The organism is Bacillus pacificus (assembly GCF_020861345.1).
GTDB lineage: Bacteria > Bacillota > Bacilli > Bacillales > Bacillaceae_G > Bacillus_A > Bacillus_A pacificus.
On the sequence record NZ_CP086328.1, the window covers coordinates 3855291 to 3880444 of the forward strand.

Here is a 25154-nt window from a genome sequence, read left to right on the forward strand (position 1 = left end):
ACATGCTTTTTAAAAAGTATTAATACAAATTCAAAAAATGTCCGTCTTGTGTCCCGTACGATTTATGTTCTTTCAATCGTCCAAATTGTTGTTTTTTCTTTATGAATCGTTTTACGTATTCGGTTGACTTTAAAACCATGTTCCTCTATAAATTTGTTGATATTCGTAAAACTTGCTAATCTCTCACTCTTTTTTGACGCTCCAAAGTAATAACTGATTTGTGCTTCAAAATCTCGCTTGATTTCATTCATCAGTGGGATGCCTTCAAGTGATCCCAAGTACGGTGTTAATTCAGTTGCTATACGATTGTTAAATTCTTGATGCTTTGCATCATAAGTGCTTGACCATAACAACTTGGATAAGCGTCCGAACAATTCTTTTACTAGAGTTTGATAATTGCGTACAATGGGCTTTTTCATAACAGATTTTGAAGCTCCTGTTCCATCTGTTTCTTCTATTTGATGTTCCATTAATAACGGAGTGATATATTTTTTTTGGAATGTTAGTAATCCCACATAATGCTCATTTTGTAAGTGGTGACGATTCAATTTTAATGCTACGATTCTTTCTTCCATTTCCTCGTCTTCATATTTCTCCAAGAACATCTTGTACACTTTCTCCAAAGTTATTTTTTCTAATTTCTCGGCGGTGAACTCTACTTCATTCATTTCAAATTCCACCTTAGTTGAATATCGGAATTTATCAATCATATCATCGTGATAATTTTTGTATTTAACACAAATGTCGATTGCATCGTTTAATTTTTTGTATGTGTTGCTTAAAACTGGTTTCTTCTCAGTCGTGAACCAAACTGTTAATCTGTCGTCCTCGTCGTCTACATCAAATCGCTTGCGCCCTATCATCTGTTGTAATTGCACATGGTCAAATTGATTTAGGAGGATGATATGTTTCAAGTCCTTGTCCTTTAAATCAATACCATTATCAATCGCTTTATTTGCAAGTGCTCCTTGAGTTGTAAATCGTTTATCTTGTACCAACAATCCGATTTTATCCTGCATTTCTTCATCTTTTTGACCAGTAAATTTACCATCACGTGTTTGGATCCACATCGAATGATAATATTCCACATTATATCCTTCTCCGTTTAATTGTTCGCATAATCTTTTTATCATTTTTCTGGATTTGCCATCTTCCACAAACACTAGCCATTTTTCACCTTTAGGAATGTCCTTCAGGATTTCCTTTAATGGTTTGTTGGAGCAAATGAAGTCCATTCTGTTTTCCCAGCCAAGTTCTTTGCGGTAATCCAAGAATGTATTCAAATGGAGACTTCTGAACTTGAAATATTCGAAAATCAATTGTGGCGTTGCGGTAAACAGGATAACAGGTTTTGTTTTTGCTACTTCAATAAGTTTTAACATGATACGAACAGTTGTTAAATTCCAAGCGTCTGCAATGAAGTAATGCGATTCATCGCATATAATAACGTCTGCTTCGTCAATATCATCAATTGTTTTCTTTGTTGTTGATACCTTTTGATAACTGTTTACATCGACACTAGACGATGAGAAGATGCCCATTTTTTCATATAAATTCGTTACATCCTCTTCGGTCTTAATCCGTACCGCTGTTCTGTTAGAAAGTAACAATGAATTTGCGCTGGCGAAATCGTGATACTTTCCGCTTCCAAATCCGTACGTTTTATTCCTGAACATCGGTTTGATTAAATCCTCGATGATAAATGTTGATTTGCCTGTTCCTGTGGGTGAGGCGATTAGGCTGAATCCTGGTTTTAAAATATCTTCCACATTTTCTTTGGTTATAACATCTGTAATGTAATTTTTTTTCATTATATATATCCTCCGTCTATGGGACAGTAAACGGACAAAATTTAGATTTCTATTAATAGTTTCTCAAACTCTTGGGCGTTTATTGTCCGTGTTGTTTAAAATTTTTCCGTTTCGTTTTTACATAACACCGCTATTATATTGAGAAGTTTTGCGATGTAAACTTAGCCACGAATTTTTTTCGATTCTTATTTAAGAATCACCCCAAATGTATTACAATACATAAAATGGAATGAATTAGGAGTTAAATTAAAAATGAAAAGACAAAATGTTCATTCAGCAATAGGAGCACTGACGACTCTATTTTATGTACATCAAGACACAGAAATGGGGAGAAATACGAATGAAAAAGAAAAAACCACCATTGAAAAATATATACAAAAAAACGCTCGCTATGGAGTTGATAAAAATGGGACACGATTTACATCATACAATGCGTAGATTCCAAGTATATGCTCTAGTAGAAACACCTGAATTGATAAGAGACATGATTGCCATAGTTGAGCGTGATGAAAGATTGTATCAAGAAAGACACGGAAAATGAAAGAACATCGGATTCAACGAGAAGAATGGTTAAAGGATATGAAGTGAAAAGGTAGTCGGTAAGCACTACTTCCTTTTTTTATTTTCTTGGAGGAATTTATAACCATTTGTCGAATAGAGGTAGGGTTGGAGGTGATAAAATGATTGAGAATGAGATCAAAAGTTTTCTTCATATAGAAACAGTAGAACAAACTAGTAGTATGGTTGTCACATACTATTGGGAAATAAAATTAGCATACGTTGATAAAGTAGGTTTTTATGGGTATGCTTACACAACATTCAATAGAGCAGAAATAAAATGGAGTCACCTTGATACATTTTCGGAAGATTCGGCTATTGAATTGATGGTAAATAAATGTAAAAAAGAATCTAAATAAAACGTCCTTCGTGGCGTTTTTTATTTTATTTGAAGGAGTTTACCATTATTTGTCGAAATCAAGAATGTAATCATATGGAGTTCAAAAAAGATATTATTAATGATGATTAGTCTCATGGGCGAATGAGACTAAATGAGGTGAAAATGATGACGGAAAATGAGATATTAATACATTTAATACGACAAACAGGATATTTGACGAAATATTACATTCCCTATCTTTATTTAGGAAGACAACCAGAGCTTGCAAAAAAATTAAGAGAATTAAATTACACATATGATGATGATGGGAATGAAGAATTTACTGACAAAGGAAAAGAATTGTTGGGGAGCTTTTATCAAGATAATGAAGAGCGAATCATTGAAAAGTTAAGATCATTTAAGAGTCGATATACAGGGTATTTTTCATTTAGTTATTTTTGTGAATCACTCGGTTACCAATCCGATTGTGAAGTTGAATATTTGCTAGAAAAGTTGAAAGAAAGGAAGAAACTTAACTATCGTTGGAGGGAAAATATCGAAGATATAGATGAAGAAGAAATGATTAAGATTTTAACAATTGTATAATACGTTTCAAACTGTTTCTATAATGAAAAATATTAGTATAAAGGACTTGACAATATGAAACGAAATATGGAACTTGTACGTGATATATTGATTCAAATTGAAGAAGATAAATCAAAAGGTGGATTCAGTTTTGTCGCTGAAGAAGGTGGAAAATTTTCAAATGATGAAATCGAATACCATTTGGAATTAATGATTAACGCAGGTTTGATTGATGGGAACGTAATTCATACATTTGATGGAGCCATTATTGATATAACGAGTTTAACATGGCAAGGACATGATTTTTTAGATGCTGCTAGAAGTGATAAAGTATGGGAAAAAGCGGAAGAAACAGCAGAATCTAAGGGACTGGATTTAAGTAGTTTACCATTAGAAATTGTAAAAGATTTGTTAGTTGAATCAGCAAAAGCGCTAATCGGATTTTAAGAACACTCCTACGGGGGTGTTTTTTCATTTCCATAAAATGTATTGAATATTAATATTCAAAAAGATAGGTATCTAGTTCAACGCTAGATACCTATTTTTCTTATACATATGAAGAAACTCGTTTCAAAAAAGTTTTTTAAAAAAAATTTCATTTTTTGGTTTACATCAGAAAACTTTACACTACAATAGCCGTGTAAAGAAAAACGAACGCTAAACGATACATTACTATGAAAGAAAAAATAAAAATGAGAAAAGTCTATTTGGCTGCCTTACATTTTTTACTACATCAATATAATAGTTGTGTGATAGACGAAATCACAAAAAATAAAACAAAAAATGAAATGGAGATAGGTTAATATGAAAAACTTAGAAGTGATGGAAGCAAAATTGGAAAGAAAATATGAAGGACAAATGAAAGCATTTAAGGAAATGGCATTTTTCTTAGAACTTGAAAAAATGGACTATCTGGTGAGCGCTTATCGCAATACTTCTTTATATGTCGATACAAATGATGATATTACATTCAACATTTGGGTTGAAAATGGGCAATATGTTCTTGAAACAGAATTTTACAGAAGTGGATTGCGTGACGAAAATGGGCGACATATCGGTTTGGTCTTCCTCGATAAAATTAAGCGTGTGGGAGCAAAAACAATCGTGAATAACATGATTCGTATTTGCAATAACATTGATGAATTGGTGCTTGCAAAGTTGGAACAGAAAGAAATGTGGAAGCGTGAACGTGAACAAAGTGCTGAACGATACAGACAAAAAATTCGTGAAGAAGTGATTGCGGAATTACAAAAAGAAGCCAAAGAACCTGCTAAAAAGCGTACACGAAAACCCATTAAAAAGACTGAAAAAAAAGAAAAGTTACCTATGATTCCTGAAGCACCACCAATACCAATGATTGATATTGCACATGAAGATGCACCTGATTTCTAAAATACATGACCACCGACCTTAGCGGGTTGGTAGATACTATGAAAATAAAATTATATGAAACCAAAAGGAGAAATAACAATGGAAAAATTAACAAAGAAAACACAAAAATTAACACAAAAACGAGTGGACGAGCTTTCAGATGTGCTTGATGTATTAATGGGGCGTGAAGGTTTAAATTTTGAAGGTGTTGCGTTCGGAAAAGGATTGCAGTTAATCATGCACAAAAAGTTTGGGAGAATCAACGTATTATTACTTGCAAAAAACAATGGACTTTATGATATGGACGTATTATTTTCTATGGATGCGGTTGAAGAGCATGTTCCTTTAGTACATGAGCATGACAGTTCGGATATTGAATCAATTGTTGCAAAAATCAAACAGGTAATTCAAACGGTAGAAGATATAGAAAAATCAGTTGCTTAATATAAATCATGACCGTTGACTCCATGGGTTGACGGTCAATAAAAAACAAATTATAAAATGAAATGGAGAAGATCGAAATGGAAAAATTATCACCAATCGTTGAAACATATAAAACCCCAGAACATTGGATTTTAGAAAAAAAAGAAGAAATGGTGCTACACATCCCAAATGTAAAATACGCTAAACAAAATGATTTGTTGGAAACATCAAGCAAAATGTCGATTGAAATAATGATTAACAATATGAATTTGTGTGGTTTTGAAATTGTTTCTACAGGAGCAATTTTAGGTGTACGGTCTAAAATTACAACAAAATGTTGTAACGTTGACTGCAATGATACATGCGAAAAAACATATCATGTGTATATTACAAATGAAACGTTGCCATTGTGCCAATCGTGCGCCCGATTCAAAAGGAGTATAAACCAAAGTAAAGACAGCAAACGATTGATTGTAGCCATTAGGGGCTCTAAAAAAATTGAATTTCATTCTATTGCTGATGTTGGAAGAAAATTTAATATGACAGATCAAAATGTTTACAATTATTTAAGAAAATGTAATACACATAGCTCTGGATATCATTTTAAATACGTTGATTGATTTAAATATATCAAACGGACGAGTATTGGATTTTAATGTATTCATGATAAATAACATTAAAATGAATTTAAAATACGATACAGCCGAATCTGAACGGTCAAATTTCGGAGGAATAGAAATGAATAAAAAGAAACATCCATTATATCAAACATGGAAGAATATGAAGGATAGATGTTATTGCAAAACAAACGGAAATTACAAATATTATGGTGCTAAAGGTGTTACGGTTAATAAACCTTGGCATGATTTTGATAACTTCGTTTATGACATTGATAACCGAATGCTCAATGGGCATTTATTATATAGCTCTGATTATCATTTAGATAAAGATTTAAAAGGCGGAAAAATGTATTCACTTCAAAATTGTGTTGTTATTTCCAAAGATGAAAATTGGAAAATGGCATATCGAAAACAACAAAAACGGATTGTTGCAATGAATGAACATAAAGAAATCATGTTCCAATCCATCTCCGAGGCAAGTCGACACTTGAGCATTCCACGGAATACGATCCAATATTATTTAAAAAACAGTAAGCGACACCCTGCTGGTTATCAATTTAAATATTGTTGTTAAAATCCCTTGTAGGGTGTCAATCAAATATGTATAATTGTGTTAATAGAGTTATCGGAAAAGTAGAGTTATCAACAATTATACATATAATGATACCCCACATTCACTGTCACACCTTGACAGGGTGGAGGTCGCTGGTTCGAGGCCAGTCGGGATCATATGCCCCCTTGATAGTCAAGGGGGGGTCTGTTGCGCTTACTTTTCGGCATTTCTTCATTATAAATAAAAATTGAATAGATAAAACAGAGCAATATCGATATACAAATACTGTAATTATAATAAATCCATCTTCACCTGTATACAAAAGCACACTTTTCTTTGCAGCTATTACAGTCTATTTATTATTTATAAAGCCAATATAATAGAAGTTGTTTTTATTTCTAGATTAAAAAAGCACGATTTAGCGAAAATTTAACAATAAATATGAATTATTATATACATTACTTTGTTTCAAGATAAATAATTCTTAATAAAGCTCAATTAAATCTGTTCCACCTTCAAATAAGTATGAAAAGTGCGATTAATCTAATACCTTTTTAATTTATCTGTTCTGATTGATAATTTATCAGCTAGCTTATCAATATAATTTGATTGAAGCATTTCCAACTGTAATACTCGAACCATCCCTCTATAAATTACCTCTTTTTTTAAAACTTATATTTGGCTGTTTTAATTCATTAAACTGTATACTCATATTCCATGGTTTATATGTTTTAAACCCCTTTTTAAATCGTTTCCTTTCAGTTTTTATGTAAGGGTTTTCTTCCATGAGTAAATTAAAATTCTTATCTGTTAGTCCATTCTCCTCGTATACCACAAACTCTTTTATAGTCGAATATGATCTCAACTGATTTCCAGAAGTTTCGAAAACTTTAGGGTAAACTTGTTTAAAAAAGTTCCTCATTAGAATACCTTCAGTAACGTTAATTTCGTTTCTATTGATTGTTTCACCTAAAAAAGGCGAAATTACAATGATTCTCTTAATTTGGTCTATGTCACTTACATTCAAGTTTAAATATTTACACAAATCCAAGAGATTGTCTGCTTGTGTATAAAAATCAGAAATACGTTCCATTTGATTGAGTGCTTCATCAATTTTAAATCTCAGTTTATAGTATTCATACGAATTAATTATATGGGAGAAATTTTTTATTTCACACAGATACAAGGTTTTTCCCATATGAAATACTCCATCAAGTTCGTATTTATCATCAGTATCCTTAATGTTAGTAAGAAATCTTAAATTAGTATTTTTCTCTACTAGATTCCTCAATTTTTTTTCATAACCATAACCCTTTTCACTTAAGATAGATTTTTTAGACATTAGTCTCATTATTGAGCTAGTTATATTTAATGTAAACGTTATTTGAGGAATTATAGCATATCTATTTTCATCTATTTGAATAAGAGGAGTTTCAAAAATGCTCTCAGATTCCTTAGAGAACGTAATTAATCTAATTAATTCACTAATTTTCCCCCTAGATATTCCTTTTGAATCTAAAAGATTATAGATTTCATTATAATGACACACTTTTATATTACGTTCAAATGAGTCATTTCTTAATTCCATGTTTCTCTCAAAAGACACTTTATGCTGGAATGCTAGTTCTTTTAAACTAAAATAAGTCTGACATAAATCTTCTAAACTTATCCCGATAGTATTATCCACAATTTGTGTAGGATTTTCTATGTTTAAAAAATGTTTAATAAATTCAAGATCATTATCATAGTTCAAGTATAGATCTTTTAAAAGCGCTCTTGTTGTAGAAAACCCTTTTGAGTAACTTTCTATGGCTTGCCTGGACATCTTAGCTTCTAATGTGGTTAAGTATCTGTTTTTTGCAATATCAACTTTCATTTTATCATCTGATATTCTAATTTTTATTTTTTTCTTATCTCTAAAAATCTTCGTGCCAGCAAATTGCCAATCGTCTATCAAATTACCAAGTTGAAAATCGATAGCAGCATTAGCAAGTATTGTCTCCATATGATTATCTATACTTTCATAGTAATCAAAATTACTGGTTATCCTCGATTTCTTTTTAAAAAGAACATACCATAATACCTTCGAATAAGCCTCTATCCCTATTTCATATACGCCTGAAGTAAAGACCGAACTCTGGGATATTACGCTATTGGCCATTCTTTGCCCCATAACAAGTAGATTGGCAAGTAAATGTTTACTCTGAAAAAAAGAATAGTTCATCACATCATTCATTGACTGAATATTTTTGTCAATCAACTCTTGAAATAACTTGATTTCATTTTCTAAGTTTAATATCTTTTCAATCTCAGAATCACTTAATAGTCCTTTCAATTCATCCAATATCTCTTCTAGATATTTCCTATACTTATTTTTTCCGTACTTATTCAAACAAATTCCCGATACTTTTATGTAATCAATTGTATTGTCTAACCCTTCATTTTGAAACATGAATAGCACATCACATTTGAATTTTTTGTTATTTATAGACTTATGTATTTCATCTAAATTATAATATTTTCTCATACACTCCACCTTATTTAAATGCTAATTTTTTGCTACTACATATTTGAATTATAAAACACCTCATCAGCTTCTGAATGTTTCTCCAATTTTCATTTTATTCACTTCAATTAATTAGCCCTTATTCTCACCGATACACTCACTTTATGAATTATGGTATAGAATTTAGCAACCCTATTTCAAAAAGATTCAATATAAATACCAAAATAAAAACCAACACCTTCAAGATTGCTGGCCTATCTCTTATTCATATTCGAAACACTAATAACAATTGCTCCAAGCACATAATGCCCCGCTACCATCCACATACTCCGATCAAAAATCATAAGCGATAACCAAAGCGATATATTAATAGCAGCAAATAATACATATAAAATGAAGTCTCTCTTTTGTAGTGCTTCTCTATTCCTCAAAATATAAATAGCGCCGATTGGTGGAAGGATGAAGCAAAGGAAAAAAACAAACATTTTTCTTAATGACCATGGATATGAAGTTACTGTTTGCATATAGATCTCCTTTTTATTTTATAGTACCTTTAACATCGGTCTTACTACTCTATACTCGTCACTATAAAGCTCCTTTATGATTAAGGGTGAGTGAGGATTCCCCTCTTCTTCTATCATTGTGAATACTTCTGTTTTTTCGCTTAATACGTTGGATTCACTATTTTTAATAGGTTTTTCACTTGTTTCAATTTTCTTTGTTATTTCTCCTAGCCTTTGTCCCACTTCTTCTGCTTTAGCCGGTTCATTTGTTATGTAGTATTCTTGCCCCTCCCATACTAACATAGGTGGCACTTGTTCTCGTTTGTTACATATTATATAAGTAATACTAGCTATAAGTAGTAGGCATGTTAATAAAAAGAAGATAGTTTTTTTATTCATATACTCTTCTCCCTATCTATCATTTTATTAAATTATATAATATCCATTATATACAGTAAATGGATTTAGTAGGAATTTTCGGATTTTACAAAAAAAGAGAAAAACCTTACTGCTGTAAGGTTCCATTTTTATATTCTATAGTGACCGATTTATTAAAACGATCATGACGATAATCGCTATAAACATAACAACTAAACAGCCGATCATTTTATAAAAGCCTCGTTTCGTTAACGTCCCACCTTGCACGTCTTTCCGAATAAATAAGAATACGGCTAAAAATAATACAAGCCCAATGCCAAAAGCATACATCATTTGCATATGTTAATCTTCCTTTCTCTCTTCCATCTTAATATCTTTTTGCCAAAACAACAAACGAGATAAAGACGGTACTCATCGTGAGTGCCATAAGTATGTTCAGTAGTTCAACTGCAGATAGTGTAATAACATTTAAGTTTAAGCCAATAGAGAAAAAAAGATAATACGCTGTTAATGCAAAAAAGCTGAAGAACATGCCTTTATAACGAATTAATTTCATCCGCTCGTCTTTTTCTTTAAATTGCGGATGTAAGTAGCTTAAGCAAAAGCACATGATCATCATCGCAAGCACTGTATAAGTTGGAGTTGGTGGTGCAGAATGCGTCATTATTCCTGTTAGGATCATAAATCCACTCATAAATAGAAAGATAATCCCCATAATTACGAAGTACTTTTGTGAATAGTTCATCTTTATTCCTCCCCTTCTTTTCCTTCATAAATAAATACATGTTCTATCGTCGTCTGAAATGTTTTCGCGATTTCAAATGCTAACGGAAGTGACGGATCGTATTTTCCTTTTTCAATTGAAATGATGGTTTGTCTGGAAACGCCAAGTTTCTCAGCCAATTTTTCTTGAGATAGTCCAAATTTTTTTCGGTATTCGACCATTTTATTTTCCAAGGAAATTTCTCCCTCCTCCCTTATACCAAGTATATACGTAAAGGAAACTTTACGTCAAGTTTCCTTTACATTCATTTTAATTATTATTCACGCTATTTATATAGAAGAAACTTTTTCAATTTCAGCACGTCTATTTTGTAATGAAACATGGAACAATGTAAATAATTGTTACTATATCTCCACCTCTCTTTTTTAAAAATTTAATATCTCCATATTTGTTTTATCCTTTTAAAATATTTCATTTATCCCTTTATTCCACGAAATACGTTATTGGTTTTACGCTGTTTTTCGTCATATTTATAGAAACTAACTGTTTATGAAGCATTTTTTATGTTTAGCAACTTTTTTTGTAGAAATCCTTCACTTTCCTTTCAATATTTAACACTATCTAAATAAAGTTTACGATAAATTCATAATTTTTTATTTTTTATACTATATTCCGTTATATTGTTGTATAATATCAATGAAAGCGCTTATTATTTCAATATACATAATTCGAACTTATTTTTATCGAAACATTCTAACTATTATACTTATATTTACATGCAACAATTTTAGTTATTTGTATAGGTATACCAAATATATCCACCCTATTTTTCTGTAAAATTACTTTATAACATGAAAGATTAACTTGGGTGATAAGTTATTGTGAATGTTTTTTTACAAAACAGATAAGTAATAGTGTTTGGTATTATGTAAATTATTGTAATAACATAAGAGTAAAGAAAAACATTTACATTGATTATTGGTTCATCAATTATTGAAAAGAGCAAAATGCACCTTTTTGTATGGAAAAAGGATTATATGCATTGGGAGGTTTAAACAAATGACGAGGAAGAATACAACGACAAACCCTTGGGCCAAGTTCCACGGTCCGAACCTTGGTTATGTTATTGAACAGTATGATCTTTACGTAACTGGAGCAGGTTCTGTTGATCCGGAATTACAAGAGCTTTTTGAAATTTTTGGAGCTCCTTCGTTTCAAGATGATGTCGTAACAGGGGACAACACAGCAACACATTTTTCTCCTCAAAACACAGGTAACATTGAAAAAATTCTTAAAGTCGTTCAACTTGTTGAACAGATTCGTTCTTTCGGGCATACGTTGGCTCACATCAATCCGATGGAAGATGCTGCAAATGGACAATCTCTTCTTGAGAAAGCAATGAACGAACTGAGCGATGCTGATTTGAAAGCGATTCCAGCAAAAACAGTATGGCAAGATGCACCAGAAGGTATTCACACTGCACTTGATGTAATTCATAGATTAAAAGAAGTGTATACACAAACTTTAGCTTATGAATTTTCTCATATACAAGATAGTGAAGAACGCGCGTGGTTGCATCAAATGGTGGAATCAAATTTATTGCGTCAACCACTATCAAATCAAAAACGAACTGCTCTTTTAAAACGTTTAACAGCTGTTGAAGGTTTCGAGCAATTCTTGCATAAAACATTCGTTGGGCAAAAGCGTTTCTCTATCGAGGGCGTTGATATGCTTGTACCCGTTCTAGATGAAATTGTGCTAGAAGGTGCTAAAAACGGCGTAGAAGATGTCATGATTGGTATGGCTCACCGCGGTCGTCTAAGCGTACTTGCACACGTATTAGAAAAACCATATAGTCACATGTTTGCTGAGTTCAAACATGCAAAAATAGAAGGCGCAGTAGCAAATTCTGGCTGGACTGGCGACGTAAAATACCATTTAGGTAGAGAACAAGTCGTTAGTAACGAGGAAGTTAGCACTCGCGTTACATTAGCAAATAACCCAAGTCACCTTGAGTTCGTTAATCCCGTTGTAGAAGGTTTCGCACGTGCGGCTCAAGAAAATCGTAAAAAATCTGGTCTTCCAGAACAAGATACTTCAAAATCATTCGTAATTTTAGTTCACGGTGATGCTGCATTCCCTGGTCAAGGAATTGTATCTGAGACACTAAACTTAAGCAGATTGAACGCGTATCAAACAGGCGGAACAATTCATGTTATTGCAAACAATGCAGTTGGTTTTACGACTGATAGCTATGATTCTCGTTCTACGAAATATTCAAGTGACCTTGCAAAAGGTTTCGATATCCCGATTGTTCACGTCAATGCTGATGATCCAGAAGCTTGTCTTGCTGCTGCTAATCTTGCAATTCAATATCGCATGTTGTTCAAAAAAGATTTCTTAATCGATTTAATTGGTTACCGCCGCTACGGTCATAACGAAATGGATGACCCAGCAGTTACACAACCACAAGTGTACAAAAAGATTAAAAATCACCCAACTGTAAGAGCAATTTATGCAGATCAATTACAAGCTGCTGGTGTTCTAAATGCAGATGAAATTGAAACAATTACACAGTTTACGCAAGAGCAATTAAAATCTGACTATGCACAAGTACCGCCAGCTGATACGAGCGATGCAACAATTCACGTTAAAGTGCCTGATGTTGTTGCAAAGGGCATTCAGTCAATTGATACTGGTGTTGAGCTTGATTCACTTCGTGCAATTAATGAAGGTCTACTATCTTGGCCAGAAGGCTTTAACGTATATCCGAAAGTGAAGAAAATTCTTGAGCGCCGTAAAGACGCTCTTGAAGAGAACGGTAAAATTGAATGGGCACTTGCTGAGTCATTAGCATTCGCTTCTATTTTACAAGAAGGTACGCCAATTCGTTTAACTGGTCAAGATTCACAACGTGGTACATTCGCGCATCGTCACATCGTATTACACGATACGGATACAAATGAAACATATTCACCATTACATCGCTTACCAAACATCAACGCTTCATTCTCTGTTCATAACAGTCCGTTATCAGAAGCTGCTGTTGTTGGTTACGAGTATGGTTATAACGTATTCGCTCCAGAAACGCTTGTTATGTGGGAAGCGCAATATGGTGACTTCTCAAATACTGCGCAAGCATTATTTGATCAATATGTTTCAGCTGGAAGAGCAAAATGGGGTCAAAAATCTGGTTTAGTTCTTCTATTACCACACGGTTATGAAGGTCAAGGGCCAGAGCACTCTAGTGCACGTCCAGAGCGATTTTTACAGTTAGCTGCTGAGAACAACTGGACAGTTGCAAACTTAACGAGTGCGGCACAATACTTCCATATTTTACGTCGTCAAGCATCTATCTTAGGAACAGAAGCTGTTCGACCATTAGTATTGATGACGCCGAAGAGTTTATTACGTCACCCACTTACGCTTTCAACTGCTAATCAGTTAAGCGAAGGACGTTTCCAACCTGCTTTAGAACAAGAAAACCTTGGTACAAAACCAAACAAAGTAAAACGTCTTGTTTTAAGTACAGGTAAAATGGCGATTGACTTAGCTGCAGAAATTGAGTCTGGTAAACACGAGTACAACTTAGATGAAGTTCATATCGTTCGTATTGAGCAACTGTACCCATTCCCTGCTGAGAAAGTTCAATCTATTATTAAACGCTTTAAAAACTTAGAAGAAATTATTTGGGTTCAAGAAGAACCTCGTAATATGGGCGCATGGCATTACATGGCTCCAATTCTGTTCGAACTAGCTGGAGATAAAGTGAAAACAGGTTACATCGGACGCCCAGATCGCTCTAGCCCATCTGGCGGCGATCCATTCGCTCACAAAGCTGAGCAAGAACTAATTGTTGCACACGCTTTAGATGTGAAGTATAACTTCCGTCAAGATAAACAAGAAATTGAAGTTTACAGCAACTAAAAAGTAACAATGAAGGTTTCTAGCCCGCCCTGGGCAGAATATCTGCCCAAGGCGAGCTAACAAATGGAGATTACCGAAGACAAAAGAAGAAAAAACACACCGTTAGGCAAATAAGGGGAGGACATTTAAAATGATCGAAATTAAAGTACCTGAGCTTGCAGAATCTATTACTGAAGGAACTATCTCACAATGGCTTATCAACGTAGGCGACAAAGTTGAGAAAGGTGGCAGCGTTGTTGAGCTTGAAACTGATAAAGTCAATGTAGAAATCATTGCAGAAGATTCAGGTATTGTATCGAAGTTACTAGGCGAACCTGGGGATACAGTTGAAGTTGGCGCAACTATCGCAATTTTAGATGCAAACGGAGCACCAGTTGCAGTAAGTACGCCTGCACCGGCTGCTGAGCAACCGAAACAAGAAACAACTGAAGCACCAAAAGCTGCGGCACCAAGTGCTGAACAAACTGCAGCTTTACAAGGTTTACCAAATACAAACCGTCCTATCGCATCACCAGCTGCTAGAAAAATGGCTCGTGAATTAGGAATCGACTTAAACGACGTACGTAGCACAGATCCACTTGGACGTGTGAGACCACACGATGTACAAGCTCATGCTGCAGCACCAAAAGAAGCACCAGCTGCTCCAAAAAGTCCAGCTCCTGCTCCAGTTGCAAAAACTGAATTTGAAAAACCAGTTGAGCGCGTGAAAATGTCCCGCCGCCGTCAAACAATTGCAAAACGCCTTGTAGAAGTTCAACAAACATCTGCAATGTTAACAACATTTAACGAAGTTGATATGACTGCAATCATGGAATTACGTAAAGAGCGTAAAGACGCTTTTGAGAAAAAACATGATGTACGTCTTGGTTTCATGTCATTCTTCACAAAAGCAGTTGTTGCAGCATTAAAACAATTCCCATTATTAAATGCTGAAATTCAAGGTGACGAGCTTATCATTAAAAAATTCTATGATATCGGTATTGCAGTAGCAGCTCCAGATGGATTAGTTGTTCCAGTTGTACGCGATGCGAACCAATTAAACTTCGCTGAAATCGAAAGCGAAATTCGTGAATTAGGTAAAAAAGCACGTGACAACAAACTTTCATTAAAAGAACTACAAGGTGGTACATTCACAATTACAAACGGTGGTGTGTTCGGTTCTCTAATGTCAACACCGATCCTAAACAGTCCACAAGTTGGTATTTTAGGAATGCACAAAATCCAAGTACGTCCTGTTGCTATTGATGCAGAACGTATGGAAAACCGTCCAATGATGTACATCGCTTTATCTTACGATCACCGTATCGTTGATGGTAAAGAAGCAGTTAGCTTCCTTGTTGCTGTTAAAGATATGCTTGAAGATCCAAAATCATTATTATTAGAAGGTTGATAGATTAATAATCTATTATATAAAGGCTGTAGAATACATCATTCTACAGCCTTTTTTTCGTTCATACGGGACAAATCGCATGACATAAGCTAATAATGTATGCCTATAACGTAAGGAGGATTAAAATGAGTAACCTTCCAATTCATGCAAAATTGAAAGCAAATAAAGATACCTTCTTCCTTCCCGACTCAAACGGGGGTGTCTATTTTCGAAATAACGCCAGTTCATTTCGTATGGACGGTGATGGAATTTATAATTGGATTGAAAAATTAATGCCGATGTTTAACGGTAATTATTCTTTAGCAGAAATAACGGATGGTCTCCCTCTTCCCTATCAAAATCGTGTACTTGAAATTGGAGAGATTTTATATACAAATGGCTTTGTCCGTGATGTAAGTCAAGACGCACCTCACGAATTAAACAGCGCATTACTTGATAGATACGCTTCGCAAATTGAATTTCTAGAAGCAGATTCTCATTCAGGCGCATTAAAATTCGAAATGTACCGCAAAGCGAATGTCCTTATAATTGGTTCTGGAGATATGCTTACTTCCTTAGTTTCTTCTTTATTAGAATCCGGATTACCTACCTTTCATTACCTTGTGACAGATTATGAAGAAACGAATTACGACCGCATTCATGAGCTAATAGAAATTGCACATGAAGTGGATGATACTGTACTTGTTCAAGAAATAGATACGACAATTGATCGTCCTCTGCATGAAGTGTTCGAGCCTTTCGACTGGATTTTGTACGTTTCTCAAAATGGAGATATTGATGGCCTAAGAGCAGCTCACACGATTTGCAAGGAAGTAGGAAAGAACTTTATACCAGCCGTCTGTTTATCAACACTTGGTATAGCTGGTCCTGTCGTAATGGCTAATCGTGAAGAATGCTGGGAATCCGCATGGCATCGGCTACATGAAACGACTTTACAAAATGAAAATTCATCAGCCGCCTTCTCTCCTATTACATCTGCAATGCTAGCAAATATAATCGTTTTTGAATTATTTAAGCACGTTGCTGATGATTCACATCGAGAAAAGGATCCACAATTCTTTTTATTAAATTATGAAACACTCGAAGGAGCATGGCATCCTTTTATAAAACACCCTCTCGCAACTGATGAAAGTTTTACAATTGATACGATAGAAGACCTTTCTGAACAACTTGAGCATCGGTCTAGCCAACATACTTCAACTGAATTATTCCGTTTTTTCGATTCATTAACTTCTAAAGAAGCTGGTATATTCCATGTATGGGATGAACAAGATTTATATCAATTGCCATTATCACAATGCAATATTCAAGTAGCTACACCGCTATCAGATGGTCCAACTTCCCTCCTGCCTCTTATGACTTGCGCTGGTTTGACTCATAACGAAGCGCGCCGAGAAGCTGGTTTAGTAGGAATTGAAACATACGTAGCAGAAATTATGCACCGCCTTATCCCTGAACATACCGATATCGGTATTGGCGCTGGAGAAACGATGACAGAGGGGGTATACCGAGCACTACAACAACATTTAAATCACAAATTGTATGAACGACAATCACATATGCTAGAAGAAATTACGACGGTCGACTTAACCGAAATTCATGATAAACATTGTAGATTTTATTACGATGCCCTCGCTACAATTCACGAAACACCTAAAATCGCAATGGGTGAAGATATTCTCAGCTTTCCAGTCGTTTGGGTTGGTATACATGATCGATGGTATGGTGCATCTAATATTAATATGACGTTAGCGTTACGAAACGCACTACAACTATCGCTTCTTCATATTCAAAATGAAGAGGCTCCTTACAGAACTAATATTTTGCCTGAATCATCTATTATTTTATATGACACGGATTCTTTTAGAGTGGAAATACAAGCGGAAAAAGAAATTCCAGGTGTGCAATCATTACAGCTTGCCTTGCAACATTTAGAAGAACATCATTTTTATCCATTCGTGTTTGATTTAGCGATTGAATCATTTTTGAAAGAAAACTTAGATGGTGTGTACGGGGTATTAATTGCAAAGGAGGATAGTCTATGACTCAAAATATATTACTTATAGGAGATGGCCTTCTTGCAGACTATGTACATGATCAATTATGCAAACAATATTCCATCATTCGCCAACACACAATTGCAGACGAAATCCCTGAAAATATCGACCTCGCTCTCGTATTACACGACGGCTCTCCTTCTACGATTCATCATGACGCTGAGCTAACTTTCCGGTCAAATCATATTCCGTGGCTACGTGGTTTTACTTCATTTGGTGAAGGGGTTATCGGTCCTTATATTCATCCTCTTGCAGCGGGATGTACTCATTGTGCCGATGGACGACGCTTTATCGCTGGATTTGATCAAAAAGAAATGTGGGAGCTACAACGAAAATATGCGGTAAAAGAAGAAAACGTAACGAGGCGTGATGTACGTGCCACCCAAAATGGCATTCTGCAAATGTGCCATCTTATTTGCGCAGAAACAGAGAAAATATTAACTCATACTCATTCTTCTTTAGAAAATGAACTCATTTTACTAAACTTACAAACACTGCAATGTACGCGGCATTCTTTTCTTCCAGATCCGCTCTGCCCTGTATGTAGCAATTTACCTGATGACACGGCAGATGCAGCAGCGATTTCATTACAACCGAGCTTAAAAACAAATGATGCAACATATCGCTGTCGTTCCATTCATGAACTAAACACATTTTTAACGAGAGATTATTTAGATTACCGCGTCGGTATGTTGAACGGAAAAATGCAACATTCTTTACTACCATTTGCTGACGTTATTATAAACATGCCATTAATGTTTGGAAATGAAGGGGTTGCAGGCCGAACTCTTTCATTTGCAATAAGTGAAGCAACTGCCATTTTAGAAGGTTTAGAACGCTATTGTGGTATGTCACCTCGAGGAAAAAAGACAAATGTGCATGGTAGTTTTCATGATTTAGAGGATTATGCACTAAATCCCCTTACGCTCGGTGTACATACAAATGAACATTATAATCGTGATGGTTTTCCATTTAAACCGTTTGATCCTGACTATGAACAAAACTGGGTATGGGGATATTCATTGTCACAAAACCGGACGATTTTAGTTCCTGAATCAATCGCTTATTATAGCCTCGGTCATCGAGATGCTTACGTATATGAAACATCAAATGGCTGTGCCATTGGTGGTAGCTTAGAAGAAGCAATTTTTCACGGCATTTTAGAAGTTGTAGAGCGTGACGCCTTTTTGCTCACTTGGTATGCTGAATTACCTCTTCCCCGCCTTGATCTTAGTTCAGCAAATGATACAGAATTACAATTAATGATTCAGCGGCTGTACACGATTACCGGTTATGAATTGCATGCTTTTAACGCAACGATGGAACACGGTATCCCGAGCTTATGGGTAATTGCGAAAAATACGCGTGAACATGGAATGAACGTTGTTTGTGCTGGAGGCTCTCATTTGGATCCCGTCCGTGCTTTAAAGAGTGCCATTCACGAAATAGCAGGCATGTTACTCATAACAGACGATGAGCTCGAACAAAAAAGAGAGCACTACGAAAACTGCTTACAAGACCCTTATCTCGTTAGCCAAATGGGAGACCATAGTATGTTGTACGGATTAAAAAAAGCAGAAGAACGTCTTCACTTCCTTTTACGTGACGATGCTCCGGTGCAATCGTTCCAAGAAATGAATGTATTACAATCAGTTGATCTAGATTTAACATCCGATCTTCATCAACTTTTAAACCGTCTAGAGCAAACTGGACTTGAAGTAATCGTTGTAAATCAAACAGTACCTCTTATAGAAAAAAACGGATTACATTGTGTAAAAGTCATTATTCCAGGTATGCTACCGATGACGTTCGGTCACCATCTCACTCGGGTTACAGGACTGGATAGAGTGTATACTGTACCGATGACACTTGGGTATACAAATGAACCTTTAACGAATGAACAATTAAATCCACATCCGCATCCGTTTCCATAGTAAAGGAGGGGATTTTATGCAGCTAGATACTTTTTTACATCATCTCCATTTTTCTATCGATAAAATTATGCCGAATCAGGAAGTGGACTGGGAAGATGCACCGCTTCCTTATAAACTATATCGAAATGTACCTATTATTCCTCTCTCTTTAGAAATCCCATTATCTTTACCTAACTCTTCTACTACACCTACTTTGAATGAGATTGGTCATTACCTTTGGTGCTCATTTGGTTTAACACAGTTATGTCAGCTAAATAGCGAGAAAATTTTATTTCGAAGATCTATCCCTTCAGGCGGCGCTTTATATCCAAATGAATTGTATATATATTTAAAAATTGACGATTATCCAGACGGCATTTACCATTACGACGCCGCGCATCACCGACTTATCTTACTACGCGAAGGAAATTTCGATTCTTACCTTACAGAAGCACTCGGCAATCGTTGTAACTTACAATCTTGTTTTGGTGCTGCATTCGTATCCACCATGTTTTGGAAAAACTTCTTTAAATACAATAACTTTTCATATCGACTTCAAGGATTAGACAGTGGCGTTCTCATCGGACAATTACTTGAATGTGCCAAACAATTCGGTTACACAAATGGCGTATACTTTCAGTTTCTAGACCGGGCAATCAACCATTTACTCGGACTGTCAGAAAGCGAAGAAAGCGTGTATGCTGTCCTTCCTTTCAGTACAGAACCGCAAACAAATTGGTTTCACAATGATTACCGTGAAATTAAAACAGTTACTTCTCATGAGCTATTACAACAAATTCCGCCTTTAGCACATGAACATTTCGTTCGCTCAAAGCATGTAAATGAGTATCCGATGATAACAAAAATAAATGAAGCTTCTATGATCGAATCGACAGCACAGTTCCAAACACTAGCTCATGAAGAGCACTTTCAACATCATGCGCACGCTGTACAACTGCCGAAAGTAGAGCGTTTATCTTATGATTTCTTACAACTTTGCAGAAAACGGTATTCCCCTGATGCTGACTTTATTTTAACGAAATGGGATGCAGCCGAGCTCGCTACTTTACTACAAGAAGCGAGCCTCTCCTTCCCTTACTACAACGACCTTGATGGGCAGTATGTAAATGAAAATGCGCGCGTTTCCTTATATGGATGTTTTTATAACGTAAAAGATATAGAAAACGGCGCTTATTCTTATAATAGTAAAACGCATTCCATACAGCCACTTCGATATGGAGACCTTCGTTATCCCCTACAATCTAGTATGACGATGGATAATGTAAACCTTTTTCAAGTACCGCTTTGCCTACATGTAGTCGGAAAGAAAGATTACTATACAAATGCATTAGGCTACAGAGGATACCGTATTCACCAAATGGAAGCGGGTATACTCGTTCATAAACTCGTTTTCGCCGCGACCGCAATGGGGATGGCTGGGCATCCTTTACTTAGTTTTGATACAAATTCATGTGATCAGTTGTACGGGATAGAGGCTGGGAATGAAACGTCACTTATTCAAATTCCTGTTGGAGCTTATCGGGCGCGGAATTGGTTAAAAGGGGATTTGCGTAATTAGAAGCACGCCGGCTATCGGCGTGCTCTTTTAAAGGACTTAATTTATAAAACGCGAAATAAGTATATATTCTTACATAAAAGGAGAGTTTAACTTGAGCATTTTACAACGATTAATCCAGCAAGCAAAAAATCCGCGCGGGGCAATTGGTTCTTCCATGCTTTGTTTTATGAATGCCGCACATACGAGACTAACAAATTGGTCTTTACAAAAAATACATATACGTGAAGATGCAATTACTTTAGATATTGGTTGTGGCGGTGGTAAAACAATACATACTCTTTCAAAACGAATTCCGTTTGGGAAAATATACGGAATTGACTATTCGGAACAAGCTGTTGAAAACTCAAAAAAAGCCAATATACAGGACGTAAAAACAGGGAAAGTAATCATTCATCAAGCAAGTGTCTCCTCTATTCCTTACAATACAAACTTCTTCAACCTCATTACCGCTTTTCAAACACACTACTTCTGGCCTGATGTGGAACAAGATATAAAAGAAGTATTTCGCGTCCTACAGCCGAACGGATCCTTTTTATTAGTAGCTGAAACTTTCAAAATTCAATATCATATGGAGAAATATAAAACGACTGAAGAATTAATAAACTTATTTTATAAAACAGGATTTAAAAGTGTGAAGTGCTATGAAGAAAAAGGATGCCTTTGTGTAATAGGAACCACGTAAAAAAAGCAGGCCCTTTGAGGTCTGCTTTTTTTACTAGATTAATTTGAAAATGCTCTTTATTTGTCTCGCAAATAACCAGTTTTTCGTACCGTAGTTATCATTTAAACTATCTAAATTGATAGTTTGTCCGTTAGCAAACTTTAATTCTAGCGTTGTATTTTTATCGTTTGTTTTTAAGTTACTATGTGTAATGGCATCATACTTTAATTTTTCAATTTCAACATATTCGTCTTTTTCTTGTCCGATCACGACATGGTCTTGGAAGAAGAAAAAGACTTCTACTTTCTTACCGAAACAAAATACATTTTTCGTATAAATTAATGTCGCATTATCAAGTCCGACGCATACTTCTTTCATCTCTTCAATAACGTGTCCAAAGTCTTCTTCATGTCTTGTGTTTGATTCAGCAATCCATTCTTCGATTGTTTTCATATTAATTGCCATACTGTACCCCCTGGTTCGTTCATTGCTTTGTTTTAAAGTAAATACTATATGACAATATAAGCGATACATACTATGTTTTCAAGGGTGAAAGATATATTCAAAATAAAGTTAAATTTCAAAGTAATATACTAAAAGAATCCATTTCATTATATTTCAAACGTTTGAACGAGACATTCTTCATCATCGATTAACTGTATTTTCTCATCAAATTCAATGTTTAGCTCCCTATATACTTTCTTCCAAAAAGAAACAGCTGGTACATTTTTCACAAGTTCGATAACGAAATATTGTCCTCGTTTCTCTTTTAGCAAACTCTCAATAACTTGTTTACCGATTCCTTTTCCTTTGTACTGATTCAATATGAAAATGTCATTTATACCAAAATCGTTTTCCTTCTTCAAAAATGGACGTTCCAGTAGTAATAAAAATCCTACAATCTCATTATCACTTTTAATAAAATACGGAGTGATTCCATCATTTACCCAAAACATATGTAAATCTTCGTATTCAAAAAATCCATTTGCCCCAATCGTTATATTAGAAGTGAATGTAGAAAGGTCATGAAGATATAGTGCATACAAATTACGTAATATTTCTTTTTCTGATTCTTGAACGGTTTGAAGTGTTACAAACATTTTTAATAATCCCCTTCCCCATATGTAACTATTTCCCAACCCTCTTCATTCGACAAAAATGATGATTACCCTTTAACGAAAAAAATAGCACTAGAAAAAGTGCTATTCCGCTCGTCTTGCCGCTTGCTGAATTGGATCCCAAACGCTGTTATATGGTGGTGCGTAACTTAAGTCGACATCTTCTAAATCGTGAATGCTCATTTTATTGAAAAGTGCCATCGCGATTACATCAATACGTTTATCTACACCTTCTTCTCCAATTACTTGTCCACCTAATAATTGTTTCGTGTCAGAACGATATAGTAATTTTAAGTAAAGTGGTTTCGCATTTGGATAATAGCCCGCCATATTGGTCGAATCTACTTTGACTGTTTTATACGGGATATGTAGTCCTTTTGCTTCTTTTTCATTTAAGCCTGTTCTTGCGAGCGTCAAATTCATAAATTTAATAATGCCTGTACCTAACGTTCCTTTAAAAGCTCTTCGTTTATCTAGCATATTCAGTCCAGCAAGTCGCCCTTGTTTATTTGCAGTTGTTCCAATTGGAATATGATCATGGATTTCTTTTATCACGTGATAATGTGTCGCACAATCACCAGCTGCATATACGTCTTGCACATTCGTTTGCATATATGCATTTACCTCGATTGCCCCTTTATGATTTGTACGTATATTCGTTCCTTCAAGAAAATCAGTATTTGGTTTCACTCCGACAGATACTAAAACAAGATCTGCTTTATACGTTCCTTTATCCGTTTCAATCGCTTCTACTCGTTCATTCCCTTTAAATGCTTTTACATTTTCATTCGTTAAAATTTCAATATGATGTTTATCTGCTTCTTTATGTATATATTCTGCCATATCTGCATCGTAAATTGTACCGATATGATCATTTCTCTCAATCATTCTTACTTTCTTACCTAGTTCGACGAATGTTTCTGCCATTTCCAGCCCAATTGCACCGCCGCCAATAATGGTTACATCTTCAACTTTATTCGTTTCTAGCGTTTTTAATATGCGCTCAGCATCCGGAATTGTTTTTAAAAGGTGAACACCTTGTAAATCTCGGCCTTCCCATTCTGGCATAACAGGACGTACTCCGGTCGCAATTAATAAACGGTCATACGAAAATTCAAAAACATCTTTCGTCTTCGTATGCTCTGCGTATACTATTTTCTTTTCCGTATCTACTTTCGTTACTTCATGTCGTACTTTCGCATCAATTCCGTATTTATCACGAAACGTCTTTACATTACGCGCGATTAACTTTTCCGTTGAAGCGATAGCACCACTAATGACATACGGTAATCCACACTGCGCGTACGAATAAATTTCACCTTTTTCTAACGTCACAACATTTGCATTTTCATCGTTTCTAACAATTTGCATAGCTGCACTCATACCAGCTGCATCTCCGCCAATAATGACATAGTTCACTTTACCACTCCTTCTTTTTTACATACTCTTTACGTTTTCCATATTTTATAGAAATAACACCTACTTCCATTGTAAAGAAAGAGAATTTCATCTTCAAATTTTGTGCACAAACCTATGCCTGAATAGGTAGCCGTCGTGTCTTATAAACACTATGTTTAATATGCTATTACAGTAACAATTGAAAGTAGGTGAAACATACATGTGCGCCGGCCTTCTCGTCCAGCTCCCAGAAGAACCAAGAGAACCAAAACCCGCCCTCCCGCTTGAACAAGAGTTTACCATTAGTACAACTTTATACAGCGCTCGCGCTTGGTTATCTGACAATGACACTTTCCCACAAACTATTTGGAAATCCTCTCGTTTCTCTTCTGCATCACACGCTAATAAGTCCATCTTTCCAGTCGGTACAGTTAAAATTATAAATTTTTCTGATGATACAATAACAGTTACTATATCCTCAGAATCAGATGATACTCTAAAAATAATCGTTCCTCCTCATTCTGAAGCTGCTTTAACGTCTAGTTCTTTATCTGATGTGCAAGCAAGTACATCAGGAGGAGCAAGCAAAGTCACATTCCTCTTTCACATCTTTTTCTCAAGGGATCCTGGTCCAGCTAAATAACTATAGAAAAGGTACAGCTGTGCACTGTACCTTTTTCATATGTTCTATTCTCTTGATTTATTCAGTTCAACATTATAAGATTCAATCTTCAAACTGAGTCCCACACTTTGTACATAC

The 25154-nt window shown here is 35.2% G+C and carries 25 protein-coding genes; 15 read left to right on the top strand and 10 right to left on the bottom strand.

What is annotated here, in order from left to right; all coding sequences use genetic code 11:
• Positions 1-62: 62 nt before the first annotated feature.
• Positions 63-1811: a DEAD/DEAH box helicase family protein gene (locus LMD38_RS20035; RefSeq protein WP_228919950.1), complete on the bottom strand. Its 1749-nt coding sequence runs from the start codon at positions 1809-1811 to the stop codon at positions 63-65.
• Positions 1812-2151: 340 nt separating this feature from the next.
• Between LMD38_RS20035 and LMD38_RS20040 the strand changes: the two genes are divergently transcribed.
• The 8 genes from LMD38_RS20040 (at position 2152) to LMD38_RS20075 (ending at position 6261) form a co-directional block, all read left to right on the top strand.
• Positions 2152-2352 (top strand): hypothetical protein, encoded by a 201-nt coding sequence (locus tag LMD38_RS20040; RefSeq protein ID WP_228919952.1) that lies wholly within the window; start codon positions 2152-2154, stop codon positions 2350-2352.
• Between the two features lie 139 nt (positions 2353-2491).
• Positions 2492-2728: a hypothetical protein gene (locus LMD38_RS20045; protein WP_144660138.1), complete on the top strand. Its 237-nt coding sequence runs from the start codon at positions 2492-2494 to the stop codon at positions 2726-2728.
• A 143-nt stretch (positions 2729-2871) separates the two neighbouring features.
• A complete protein-coding gene (locus LMD38_RS20050; RefSeq protein WP_228919954.1) occupies positions 2872-3294 on the top strand; it encodes a hypothetical protein in 423 nt (140 codons plus the stop codon).
• 54 nt (positions 3295-3348) lie between these two features.
• The gene (locus LMD38_RS20055; RefSeq protein ID WP_144660135.1) at positions 3349-3720 is read left to right on the top strand and encodes a DUF2513 domain-containing protein; all 372 of its coding nucleotides are present in this window, start codon (positions 3349-3351) and stop codon (positions 3718-3720) included.
• Positions 3721-4077: 357 nt separating this feature from the next.
• Positions 4078-4665, top strand: coding sequence for a hypothetical protein (locus LMD38_RS20060; protein ID WP_228919955.1), 588 nt, complete (start codon positions 4078-4080; stop codon positions 4663-4665).
• Positions 4666-4743: 78 nt separating this feature from the next.
• Positions 4744-5088, top strand: coding sequence for a hypothetical protein (locus LMD38_RS20065; protein ID WP_228919956.1), 345 nt, complete (start codon positions 4744-4746; stop codon positions 5086-5088).
• 77 nt (positions 5089-5165) lie between these two features.
• Positions 5166-5687 carry a hypothetical protein gene (locus LMD38_RS20070; protein ID WP_228919957.1) on the top strand — a complete coding sequence of 174 codons (522 nt, stop codon included), beginning with the start codon at positions 5166-5168 and terminating at the stop codon, positions 5685-5687.
• Between the two features lie 118 nt (positions 5688-5805).
• Complete coding sequence (locus LMD38_RS20075; protein WP_228919958.1) at positions 5806-6261, top strand: hypothetical protein; 456 nt, start codon at positions 5806-5808, stop codon at positions 6259-6261.
• A 625-nt stretch (positions 6262-6886) separates the two neighbouring features.
• Here LMD38_RS20075 and LMD38_RS20080 read toward each other — a convergent pair.
• The 6 genes from LMD38_RS20080 to LMD38_RS20105 all read right to left on the bottom strand — a co-directional run bounded on the left by LMD38_RS20080 (position 6887) and on the right by LMD38_RS20105 (position 10584).
• Entirely contained in the window at positions 6887-8767 is a 1881-nt protein-coding gene (locus tag LMD38_RS20080) for a hypothetical protein (RefSeq protein ID WP_073530311.1), read from the bottom strand.
• Between the two features lie 233 nt (positions 8768-9000).
• Complete coding sequence (locus LMD38_RS20085) at positions 9001-9270, bottom strand: hypothetical protein (RefSeq protein ID WP_061183650.1); 270 nt, start codon at positions 9268-9270, stop codon at positions 9001-9003.
• Between the two features lie 18 nt (positions 9271-9288).
• The gene (locus LMD38_RS20090) at positions 9289-9648 is read right to left on the bottom strand and encodes a hypothetical protein (RefSeq protein ID WP_061183651.1); all 360 of its coding nucleotides are present in this window, start codon (positions 9646-9648) and stop codon (positions 9289-9291) included.
• A 135-nt stretch (positions 9649-9783) separates the two neighbouring features.
• Positions 9784-9966, bottom strand: a complete 183-nt coding sequence (locus LMD38_RS20095; RefSeq protein WP_001178301.1) for a DUF3976 domain-containing protein — start codon at positions 9964-9966, stop codon at positions 9784-9786.
• Positions 9967-9994: 28 nt separating this feature from the next.
• Entirely contained in the window at positions 9995-10372 is a 378-nt protein-coding gene (locus LMD38_RS20100; protein ID WP_062821890.1) for a hypothetical protein, read from the bottom strand.
• A gap of 2 nt (positions 10373-10374) precedes the next feature.
• Positions 10375-10584: a helix-turn-helix transcriptional regulator gene (locus tag LMD38_RS20105; RefSeq protein ID WP_000428510.1), complete on the bottom strand. Its 210-nt coding sequence runs from the start codon at positions 10582-10584 to the stop codon at positions 10375-10377.
• A gap of 826 nt (positions 10585-11410) precedes the next feature.
• Between LMD38_RS20105 and odhA the strand changes: the two genes are divergently transcribed.
• The 6 genes from odhA to LMD38_RS20135 all read left to right on the top strand — a co-directional run bounded on the left by odhA (position 11411) and on the right by LMD38_RS20135 (position 21899).
• A complete protein-coding gene (odhA, locus tag LMD38_RS20110) occupies positions 11411-14278 on the top strand; it encodes a 2-oxoglutarate dehydrogenase E1 component (RefSeq protein WP_061183171.1) in 2868 nt (955 codons plus the stop codon).
• A 130-nt stretch (positions 14279-14408) separates the two neighbouring features.
• Positions 14409-15668, top strand: coding sequence for a 2-oxoglutarate dehydrogenase complex dihydrolipoyllysine-residue succinyltransferase (gene odhB / locus LMD38_RS20115; RefSeq protein ID WP_016716916.1), 1260 nt, complete (start codon positions 14409-14411; stop codon positions 15666-15668).
• 125 nt (positions 15669-15793) lie between these two features.
• Entirely contained in the window at positions 15794-17713 is a 1920-nt protein-coding gene (locus LMD38_RS20120) for a putative thiazole-containing bacteriocin maturation protein (RefSeq protein WP_061183172.1), read from the top strand.
• Positions 17710-19659: a TOMM precursor leader peptide-binding protein gene (locus LMD38_RS20125; RefSeq protein WP_062821891.1), complete on the top strand. Its 1950-nt coding sequence runs from the start codon at positions 17710-17712 to the stop codon at positions 19657-19659. The genes LMD38_RS20120 and LMD38_RS20125 overlap by 4 nt, the downstream gene beginning before the upstream one ends.
• A 16-nt stretch (positions 19660-19675) precedes the next feature.
• Positions 19676-21217 (top strand): SagB family peptide dehydrogenase, encoded by a 1542-nt coding sequence (locus LMD38_RS20130; RefSeq protein WP_062821892.1) that lies wholly within the window; start codon positions 19676-19678, stop codon positions 21215-21217.
• Between the two features lie 91 nt (positions 21218-21308).
• Positions 21309-21899, top strand: coding sequence for a class I SAM-dependent methyltransferase (locus LMD38_RS20135; protein ID WP_227585281.1), 591 nt, complete (start codon positions 21309-21311; stop codon positions 21897-21899).
• Between the two features lie 33 nt (positions 21900-21932).
• On the opposite strand, the gene LMD38_RS20140 is transcribed toward LMD38_RS20135, so the two are convergent.
• The 3 genes from LMD38_RS20140 to LMD38_RS20150 form a co-directional block, all read right to left on the bottom strand.
• Positions 21933-22343: a DUF3908 family protein gene (locus LMD38_RS20140; RefSeq protein WP_000996804.1), complete on the bottom strand. Its 411-nt coding sequence runs from the start codon at positions 22341-22343 to the stop codon at positions 21933-21935.
• Between the two features lie 146 nt (positions 22344-22489).
• On the bottom strand, positions 22490-22978 hold the full coding sequence (locus LMD38_RS20145) for a GNAT family N-acetyltransferase (RefSeq protein ID WP_000498241.1): 489 nt from the start codon (positions 22976-22978) through the stop codon (positions 22490-22492).
• Positions 22979-23080: 102 nt separating this feature from the next.
• On the bottom strand, positions 23081-24415 hold the full coding sequence (locus LMD38_RS20150) for an FAD-dependent oxidoreductase (RefSeq protein ID WP_062822669.1): 1335 nt from the start codon (positions 24413-24415) through the stop codon (positions 23081-23083).
• Positions 24416-24614: 199 nt separating this feature from the next.
• Here LMD38_RS20150 and LMD38_RS20155 point away from each other — a divergent pair, with 199 nt between their 5' ends.
• Positions 24615-25037, top strand: a complete 423-nt coding sequence (locus LMD38_RS20155; RefSeq protein ID WP_000332424.1) for a hypothetical protein — start codon at positions 24615-24617, stop codon at positions 25035-25037.
• Positions 25038-25154: the final 117 nt, after the last annotated feature.